The organism is Microbispora sp. NPDC046933 (genome assembly GCF_040644635.1).
Lineage (GTDB): Bacteria > Actinomycetota > Actinomycetes > Streptosporangiales > Streptosporangiaceae > Microbispora.
Map to the genome: position 1 here is coordinate 21,723 of NZ_JBEYWW010000062.1, position 9,666 is coordinate 31,388.

Consider the following 9,666-nt stretch of genomic DNA (forward strand, 5'->3'; position numbering starts at 1 on the left):
TCAGAACTGGGCGATCAGCGCGTCGGCGTCCCGCAGGAGCGTGGCGCGGACCTGGACGTCGGTGACGACCTTCTTGTCGCCGGCGACGTCCTTGAACTTCGCCAGCTCCATCACGATCTTGTCGGTCTTCTTGTCCTTGTTCTCCGCGTCGCGGACGGTCGCCAGGTTGGTCTGGAGCGTGTGGGCGCTCTTGCCCGTGAGCTTCCCCGCGGCCTCGAAGCGGCCGATCAGGGCGGCGATGTCGTCCGTCGAGGTGACGACGGAGAACTTCGCCGTCTGAACGGTCCGGTTGCCGGCGTTGTCGACGGCGGTGACGGTGAGCGTGTGCTCGCCCAGGGCCGGCTCGTACAGCGCCTGGAGCGTCCCCGCCGTGAACGGCCTGCCGTCCAGCGTGCCGGTGACCGTCTTGATCCCGGAGCCGTTGTCGACGGCCTGCCAGCCGATCCGCAGGTCCCGGCTGTCGCCGTACTTCTGGCCGCCGGCCACTCCGGAGACCACGACGGTCGGCGCCTTGGTGTCGATCCTGACCGTGGCGGCCTTGGTCTCCTCGACGTTGCCCGCCTTGTCGGCCGAGCGGTAGCGCAGCTCGTGCCGCCCCTCACCCGTGACGTGCACCGCCTGGGCGTACGGCGTCCAGGGACCGCCGTCCAGGGAGTACTCGGTCCTGTCGACCCCGCTGCCCTTCGGCTCGTCGGCGGCGGTCAGCTTCACCGCGACCGGACCGGTGAACCAGCCGCTCGCCGGCTGCGCCGGGTCAGTCGTCGCGGTCGTCACCGGCGCGGTCTCGTCGACGACGCCCTTGACCAGGTGGAAGTAGTCGAACGTGGCCGTCTTGGACACCGTCTGGTTGGCGCCCAGCGTGAACAGGCCGGCCTTCGCGCCGCTCGCCACCGCGCTGTTCCTGACCGCGGCCGGCGTGCCGTTCACGCCGATCTCGGTCCAGTCCGTGCCGTTGACGGAGTAGTAGCCGCGGAAGGTGTCGCCCTCCTTGGCCAGCCGCAGCCACCACACGCCCTGCGTGAGCCGGCCGATCGACGGTTGCGGGTTCTGCACGACGCCGCCGACCTCGCTGCGCAGCTCGATCCTGCGCTGCACCGCCGAGCCGGCGGTGTTGTCGGTGACGTAGTCGAGCTTCACGTAGTCGTCGTCACCGGCGTAGACGAGCAGACCGCCCTGGTGGTACTGCTCGTTGAAGGCCGAGCCGTCGATCCTGGTCTCGATCGTCCAGTCGCCGTCGGGTGCGGTCTGCAGGATGAGGTTCTTCGGGCCGCTGTTGCCGGTCCCGTGGATGTCTCCCTTCGTGGTGTCGAGCTGGAGCCGGCCGCCGGTCACCCGCGCCGCCGAGGCGTCGGGGCGAACGGTCGCGTCCCAGCGGCAGCCGTCGAGGGCGGTGCCGTCGAACTCGTCGTCGGGCCCCGGCCTGGTGGCCTTGTCGTCGGGCGTGATGTGGAACCAGTCGAAGAGGGCGTCCACCACCGGGCGGTTGCCGGAACCCGCCAGGGAGAGCAGGCCGATCTTCGCGTTCCTGATGCCCGCGAGCGGCTTGGTCTCCGGCATGGCGGTGAACGTGCCGCCGTTCGCCGAGTAGTAGGCCTTCAGGTCGGTGCCGTCGCTGACGAACCGCACGTACACGGTGTCGGGGTAGGCATCCCCGAGGTTGGCCGTGTTGCTCGCGGCCACCTCGTTCGGGCTGCCGTTCTCCTCGCGGATGAACTGGAAGATGCGCTCGGCGTGGCTCTTGGTGCCCCGCGCCTGCAGCACCATCTTGGCGTAGTTGTCGTCGTCGCCGTACAGGACCAGGCCCGCCTGCTGGTACGCGTCGAGCGCCCTGAGCGTGACCTTGGCCGTGGCCACCCACGCGCCCGACGGCGCCGGCTGCACGACGATGTTCGGGGCCTCGCCACCGGCTCCGTAGATGTCGGTGGGCGACGTCGGGATCACGAGCGTGCCGTCCGCGACCCTGAGGTCCTGGTTCTCCCGGACGACCGACCAGCGGTCGCGGTCGAGCCGGTTCCCGAGGAAGTCGTCCGAACGGCCGGTGAGACACATGATCGTCGGCGCGTCCACCTTGATCGTGACCTTCTGGGTCGCCGTCGCGCCCTTGGCGTCGGTCACCGTGACCTCGGCGGTGTAGGTGCCCGGCGCGGTGTAGGTGTGGCTCGCCTTGGCGGTCGTCGGACGCGGAGCTCCCGCCACCCCGAAGTCCCACTTGTAGGCGAGCGGCGTGTCGCCGTCGGGGTCGGAGGCGGTCGCCGTGAAGTCGACCTGGAGCGGGGCGACGCCCGTCGCCGGGCTGGGGCTCACGGACACGACCGGGCGCTGGTTCTCCGTCACACCCTTGCCCAGGAAGTCGACCCAGTTGACGTTGACGAAAGCACCCGCGGCGCCCGCCGGGTGGCGTGCGACGAAGTAGATCGGTCCGCTCTCCGCGGGCGGATCGGTCAGGTTCACGGTGACGTCGACCCAGTTCTGCCAACCGCCGGTGCCCGGCACGTTGACCGAGCCGATCAGCTTCCCGGTCCCGGGGGCGCCCATCCTGACCTGAATGGTCCCACCGTTGGTGGCGGACGCGGCCCGCAAGCGGATCGCGGTGATGTTCGACAGGTTCACCGGGGCGAACGACCACCAGTCGCCGTCCTCGATCCACCCGATGTTGAGGTTGCCGCCCTGCGGGTCGCCCGTCGTCTCCGTCTGGACGCCCGCGGCGTCGGTGCCCTTGCCGTCCGCGACCCGGCCGGTCTCCGCGAAGAACTCGGCCTGCTTGCGCTTGGTCTGCAGGATCACCTGACCCCGGCCGGTGAGCGGCTTGGCGGCGCCCGCGCCGTGGTCGGTGTAGCCGGCCTCGATGACGTAGAAGAGGTTGTCCGCGTCGCCGTGGCCGCTCGACGAGGCGGTCTGCAGGACGCCCTCACAACCCTTGGCCTGGTCGAGGGGGTGGCCGTGGGTGTCGTGGCCGAGCAGCGCCTGCACCTGGACTTCGTCGCAGTCGATCGTGCCGTCCTCGGCGTCGGTGACGGTGACCTTGTACTTCACCTGGTCGCCGAACTCGAAGAACCCGCCGTCCGGCGGCAGTTCCACCGTCACCTTCGGCCTGATGTTGCCCGCCTGGACCGTCACGCCGGCCGTGGCGGTCCTGCCGTCGGCGTTGGTGACCGTCAGGACCGCGCTGTACTCGCCTGCCCTTTTGTAGGTGAAGGTGGGGTTGGCCTCGGTGGAGTCGGTCGTGCCGTCGCCGTCGAAGTCCCACGCGTAGGTGAGCGCCTTGTTGCCCGGGTCCCGGCTGCCCTTGCTGGAGAACCTGACGGTCAACGGCACCGGCCCGTCGGTCCTGTCCGCCGAGACGCGGGCGACCGGCGGCCGGTTGCCCTTGATGTATTCGACCCGGTAGACGCCGGAGTCGGCGTTGTCTCCGCCGAATCCGGAACCCCACTCGATCATGTAGAGCGCGCCGTCGGGGCCGAACTTCATGTCCATCGGCTTCTTGAAGCTCAGCGAGCCGAGGATCTGGTTGATCTCGACGAGTTTGCCGCCGTCCTCGTCGAGCTGGAACGAGAACATCTTGTTGGTGTTCCACTCACCGAAGACGGCCTTGCCGTCCCAGTACGCCGGCCACTTCACGTCCGACTTCAGATCGGCGTCGTAGTGGTAGACCGGGCCCGCCATCGGCGCGCCGCCCTGGAGCTCGGGGAAGTTCTGCGGGTCGGTGTTGTAGTGGTACCAGACCGTCGCGGGGATCACCGGCGGCAGGTTGGTCAGGCCGTCGTTGTTCGGCGAGCCGTTGACCGGCGACGCGCAGTCGAACGGCGAGCCCGACTTCCTGGTGGCGAAGTCGTAGTCGACGTACGGCTTGTTGTCGCCGACGCAGTACGGCCAGCCGAAGTTGCCCGGCTTGGTGACCAGGTTCCACTCGACCGTGTTCTCCGGACCTCGCGTGGCGCTCGCGGTCCCCGCGTCGGGGCCGTACTCGGCGACCATCGGGCGGCCCGTCCTGGGGTCGAGGCCGATGCGGAAGGGGTTGCGGAAGCCCATGCCGTAGATCTCGGGCTTGGTCTTCGCCGTGCCGGGCGTGAACAGGTTGCCGGCCGGGATGGTGTAGGTGCCGTCGTCTTCGGGGTGGATGCGCAGCAGCTTGCCGCTCAGGCTGTTGGTGTTGGCCGAGGTGCGCTGCGCGTCCCAGTTGGCCCGCCCGGACTGCTCGTCGATCGGCGCGTACCCGTCGAAGTTGAACGGGTTGGTGTTGTCGCCCGTGCCCAGCCACAGGTCGCCGGTCTTGTGGTCCATGAGCATGCCGCCGCCGTGGTGGCAGCACTCGGCCCGCTGGACCGGGACGTCGAGGATCTTCTTCTCCGTCGACAGGTCCACGGTGTCGTCCTTCACCGTGAACCGGCTCAGCCGGTCGACGTTCTCCCCGACGGGTGAGTAGTAGAGGTACACCCAGTGGTTGGAGTCGAAGTCCTCGTCCAGCGCCAATCCGAGCAGACCGCTCTCGTTGGCGGTGAACACGTTGAGGTGCGCGGCCGGCACGGTGCCGCCGCTGGGCTTGATGATTTTCACGTCGCCGAGCCGGTCGACGTAGAAGACCCGGCCGTCCTCGGCGACGTCCATCATCATCGGATTGGACGTGTCGGTGTCGAGGGCGACCTTCTCGAAGCCGGAGCTCTGTGACGCCGAGCAGTCGGCCTGCACGGCACCGGACGCCGTCTCGATGCCGCCGAGCAGCAGCTTCAGGAAGCCGGGCTCGCTGAAGCTCTCCTTGCTGTGGCCGAGGCCGGTGTACCAGGAACGGCCGCCCTCGAAATCCTGGCACCACGTGTTCGGGTGGTCGGCGCCCATCGTGGCGCCGGAGTAGGACTTCTCGTCCATCGACGTCAGCACGTGCACGGTGCCGCGGGGGTTGGTCTGGTAGTCGTACCACTCGTCGGTACGGGTCCAGGTCGTCGGCAGGTCCTTGGTGGACGGGTGCGCCGGGTCCTCGACCTTGACCGTGGCCTGCTGGATCGCCGGGTGCTGCTTGAAGTACGCCCCGACCAGCTTGCCGTACCACGGCCAGTTGTAACCGCCGTCGGCGGCGGCGTGGACGCCCACGAAGCCGCCGCCCTTCTGGATGTAGCGCTGGAAGGCGTCCTTCTGCTCCTGGGTGGCGAGGGGGTCACCGGTCGTGGACATGAAGATCACGGCCTGGTACTGCGCCAGGTTCTCGTCCGTGAACTGGGCGCTGTCCTCGGTCGCGTCGACCGCGAAGTGGTGCTCATCGCCGAGCTTCCGCACGGCCGCGATGCCTTCCGGGATCGAGTCGTGCCGGAAGCCGGTGGTCTTGGAGAAGACGAGCACCTTGTACTCCGCGTCTCCCTGGTGGGCGAGCGCCGCCGCCGGCACGGCGGGCAGGGCCAGGGAGAGGGACACCACCGCGGCCATCCGGCGTAGGTGCCTTCGAACTGCCAAGACAGCTCCTTGTGGGGGGTGAACGGGCGGCCCGTGCGGGCTGCCCGCGGTGACGCGAACGTAATCCGCTTTCGCTCATTTGTGAAGACCTTTCAATTGGATCGGCAACACTTTGTTCTTTTCGAGAACGAAGTACGTGCTACGACTGCGCAGTCTCCGCAGCAGCGGCACCGGCGTGCGGGTGTGCGTCCACCGCAGGGCCGCGGAGTAGCGGAAACCCGGCACCCCCGCCGGACAGGGCGGGAATGCCGGGTTCAAGGGGAGCTAGGGGGTGGTGAGGTCGAACCGGCTGACGGTGACCGCGCCGCCCAGCGATTGGGTGGCGTAGTTGAAGATGGCGAACCGGTAGCCCATGAAGAACTGCCAGGCGTTGCCCATCGTGAAGGCCGGGCCGAATGCGGTGAAGTTCACCCCGTCGGTGCTGTAGGAGAACCTGGCCTGCCGGCCGGTGCCCGGACGGATGTCGGCGTTGACCCGCAGCCAGATCCGTCCGCCGGAGACGGGCGCGCTCGCGACCTCGGTGCCGGTGCTCGTGGTCTGCCAGCTGCTGTTCATGGTCAGGTTGTTGGTCACGACCACCCGGGTCTGGCCGCTGTCGCGCCTGACGCCGATCCAGGCCGAGGAGTCACGCAGCATCGCCAGCCCGGACCGGTCGCCGTCGCGCATGGCCGAGTAGTCCAGCTGGATCGTCGCCGTCGAGGACGGTCCCAGGATGCGGTGGGTAAGGGTGTTGCGGGCCGAGTACAGGTCGTTGGTGACGGTGGCGGTCTGCAGCCGCAGCCCGTTGTTCACGCTGTACTTGGTGGTGTCGGGGTTGTGGTTCCACTCCCACTCCGGCCCGAGCTGGGTGCCGGCGAAGGTGTCGGTCCCGGTCGGGGACTTCACCTGCCGGGGCGGGCGCGGCACGTTCGGATAGGGGTAGGAGCCGCCCCAGGCGCCGTTCACGGTCTGCACCGTCGGCCAGCCGTCGGAGGTCCAGGTGATGGGGGCCAGGACGGGGATGCGGCCGCCGGGGTAGGCGTCCTGGAAGGCCATGTAGTACCAGGCGCCGTTCTGGGTCTGGACGAGCCCGCCCTGGTGCGGCACCCCGCCGCCGGAGACCGGGCCGCCCATGTTCAGCAGCACCTGGCGCATCTCGTACGGGCCGAAGGGGCCGTTGGTGGACTTCAGCACATACTGGCCGTTGGCCGGGCGGGTCAGGAAGATGTAGTAGGCGCCGTTGCGCTTGTACATCCGCGATCCCTCCAGCGTGCCCACACTCGACGGGGTGGAGAACACCTGCTGGCTGCGGACCTCGGTCTTCCCGTCGGCCGACAGCTGGGCCACGCTGATGTTGGTGTTGCCGTAGGAGACGTACATCGTGTCGTTGTCGTCGACCAGCAGCCCGGCGTCGTAGTAGCACTTGTTGATCGTGGTGTGCCGGTTCCACGGGCCTTCGACCGAGGTGGCGGTGTAGATGTAGGTCTTGCTGAAGTCGATGCAACCGCCCCAGTAGAAGGTCTTGTTGCTCTTGCGGTAGTTCAGGAACGACGCCCAGATCCCGTTGACGTAGCCGCGTCCGCCGTTCAGGTCGTACTTCGAGCCGAAGTCCAGCTTGGGCACCGAGTGGCCGGCGTACTCCCAGTTGACCAGGTCGTAGGAGCGCAGGATCGGCGCGCCGGGCGAGTAGTGCATCGTGGAGGCCGAGTAGTAGTAGGTGTCGTCCACCCGGAAGATGTCGATGTCGGCCAGGTCCTCCCACAAGACCGGGTTGGAGTAGGTCGACGACGGCGGCCACGGCCCACCCGTCGGTGATGGACTCGGTGATGGACTCGGTGAGGGGGAGGCCGAGGGGCTGGCACTGGGACTGGCACTGGGGCTGGCACTGGGGCTGGCACTGGGGCTGCTGCTCGGGCTCGCCGAGGGGCTGGTGACGGTTCCGCTGCAGGTGGTGCCGTTCAGCGCGAAGCTCGTCGGCACCGGGTTGGACGAGGTCCAGGAGCCGTTGAAGCCGAACGACGCGCTGCCGCCGGTGGGGATGTCGCCGTTGTAGGAGGCGTTGGTCACCGTGACCTGGGCGCCGGACTGGGTGTAGCCGCCGTTCCACAGCTGGCTGATCGTCTGCCCGGCGGGGAACGACCAGGTCAGGCGCCAGCCGTTGACGGGGTCACCCAGGTTGACCACGTCCACGTTGGCGCCGAAGCCGCCCTGCCACTGGTTGGTCACGGTGTAGGTGACCCGGCAGCCCGCGGCGGCCCGGGCGGAGCCGGCGGTCACGACTCCGAGGACGCTCAGCGCCGCGGCCATCCCGGCCGCGAACCAGCGCCGATGTCGAGTGAGGCGCACGAAGATCTCCAGGGGGTAGAGGGATGTCACAGGGATTCGTCAGGAGACGGCGCAGACGGCTCCGTTGAGGGTGAACGCGGTGGGCTTGGCGGCGTTGCCGGTGTGGGTGGCCTGGAATCCGATCTCGGTGGAGGCTCCGGGCGTCAGCGAGCCGTTGTAGCTGACGTTCTTCGCCGTGACCTGTCCGCTGGTGGGGGAGTAGGTGGCGTTCCACCCGTTGGTGATGGTCTGCCCGCCGGGGAGGGTGAAGGCCAGCGACCAGCCGCTGATGGTGGAGGAGCCGGTGTTGGTGATGGTGATGTTCTCGGTCAGTCCGTTGTTCCAGGCGTTGACGGTGGCGCTGATGCGGCAGGCGCTCGATCCGCCGCTGGGCGACGGCGAGCTGCTGGGGGAGCTACGCGGGGAGGGGGAGGGCGACGGCGTCACGTTGGTGCCGTCGAGGCCGAGGAACGTGACGGCGTAGCCGAGCATGCCGTCCAGTGGCAGGGAGTGGCCGTACCCGGCGAAGCTGAACCCCTCGACCCGGGGCTGGACACCCGTGCCGCCGTACCGCGTGCGGGTGACGCCCGACCGTGGGCTGTCGGTGAAGGACGGAGTCTGGCTGACCCCGTTCAGGTTCGTCCACTGCTTGATCTCCTCGCCGAAGTTGGCGTAGGCCAGCGTGGTGTCGGTGCTGCCGTGCCACAGCTGCATGCGGGGATAGCGGCCCGTATATCCCGGATACATCGCCCGTGCCTGGTCGCCCCACTGCTGGGCGGTCTTGGTGATCTGCCCGTGGGCACATTCGGTGTTCCACAGCGATCCGCCGGTGGTGGCGAAACATCCGGCGGGAACGCCGGAGAAGGCCGAGGCGGCCGAGAACACGTCGGGGTATTGGGCGGCCAGGACGTTGGTCATCATCGCGCCGGAGGAGAAACCGGCGACCACGATCCGTCCCGGGTCGACGTTGTAGCGCTGGCGGGCGTAGGCGACCATCGACATGATGCCGGTGGAGTCGCCGCCGCCGTCGCGCCTGAGCGCGGCCGGGGTGGACACGTCGAAGCACTTCCCGTCGCGGGTGGCCTCGGGGACCACGATGACGTACCCGTACCGGTCGGCCGCGGTGACGAAGTCGTGCCCGGCGCCGTTGAAGACGCCGCTCGCCGAGCCGGTGCAGTAGTGGACCAGGACCAGCAGCGCCGGCCGCGCCGCGACTCTGTCCGGCACGTAGAGGTACATGTTCAGGTTCGTCGGATTGGTGCCGAAACCGGTCACCCGGGTAAGCGAGGCGGCCGCGGCGGGCCGGGTCGCCAGGAGCGTGCTCGCGACGACCAGGGGCAGGGCGGCAGCGGCCAGCACGACCCTGAGCCTTCGTTTCACGCCCTTTCCTTTCATGTCTGGAACCGGCTCGTGGAATCAGCTCACGGAATCAGCCCGCGGTGCAGGTCAGCGTGGGCACGCCGTTGGCGCCGTTCCAGGTGCCGAGGAATCCGAACTGGGTGCTCGCGCCCGCGCCGAGCGCGCCGTTGTAGCCGACGTTGCCGGCGGTGACCTGGGCGCCGCTGGTGCTGATCGTGGCGTTCCACGACTGGGTGACCGTCTGGCCGTTGCCGAACCGCCAGCCGACGGTCCAGGAGGAGATGGCCGAGGCGCCCGCGGTGACGGTCACCGTGGCCTGGAAGCCGCCGTCCCACTGCCCGGCGATGGCGTACGCCGCCGAGCACCCCGCGCCGCCCGGAGACGGACTGGCCGAGGGGCTGGCTGATGGGCTGGCTGACGGGCTGGCTGACGGGCTGGGCGAGGGGCTGGGACTGGTGCCGGGGCCCTGGCCGATGCTGCCGGGGACCGACTGGAGCGCCGCGTACCAGGCGGCGGCCATCTTGTCGTAGCCGTTCGCGGTGGGGTGGATGCCGTCGATCA

At 68.9% G+C, this 9,666-nt stretch carries 4 protein-coding genes; all 4 read right to left on the reverse strand.

Going from position 1 to position 9,666, the window contains the following annotated elements; all coding sequences use genetic code 11:
- A complete protein-coding gene (locus ABZ857_RS42535) occupies positions 1-5,442 on the reverse strand; it encodes a ThuA domain-containing protein (RefSeq protein WP_357056136.1) in 5,442 nt (1,813 codons plus the stop codon).
- 264 nt (positions 5,443-5,706) lie between these two features.
- A complete protein-coding gene (locus ABZ857_RS42540; protein ID WP_357056139.1) occupies positions 5,707-7,797 on the reverse strand; it encodes a family 43 glycosylhydrolase in 2,091 nt (696 codons plus the stop codon).
- 9 nt (positions 7,798-7,806) lie between these two features.
- Positions 7,807-9,126, reverse strand: a complete 1,320-nt coding sequence (locus ABZ857_RS42545; protein ID WP_357056142.1) for a PHB depolymerase family esterase — start codon at positions 9,124-9,126, stop codon at positions 7,807-7,809.
- 49 nt (positions 9,127-9,175) lie between these two features.
- Positions 9,176-9,666 (reverse strand): cellulose binding domain-containing protein (locus ABZ857_RS42550; RefSeq protein WP_357056145.1); only part of this gene is annotated, 491 nt, incomplete at its 5' end.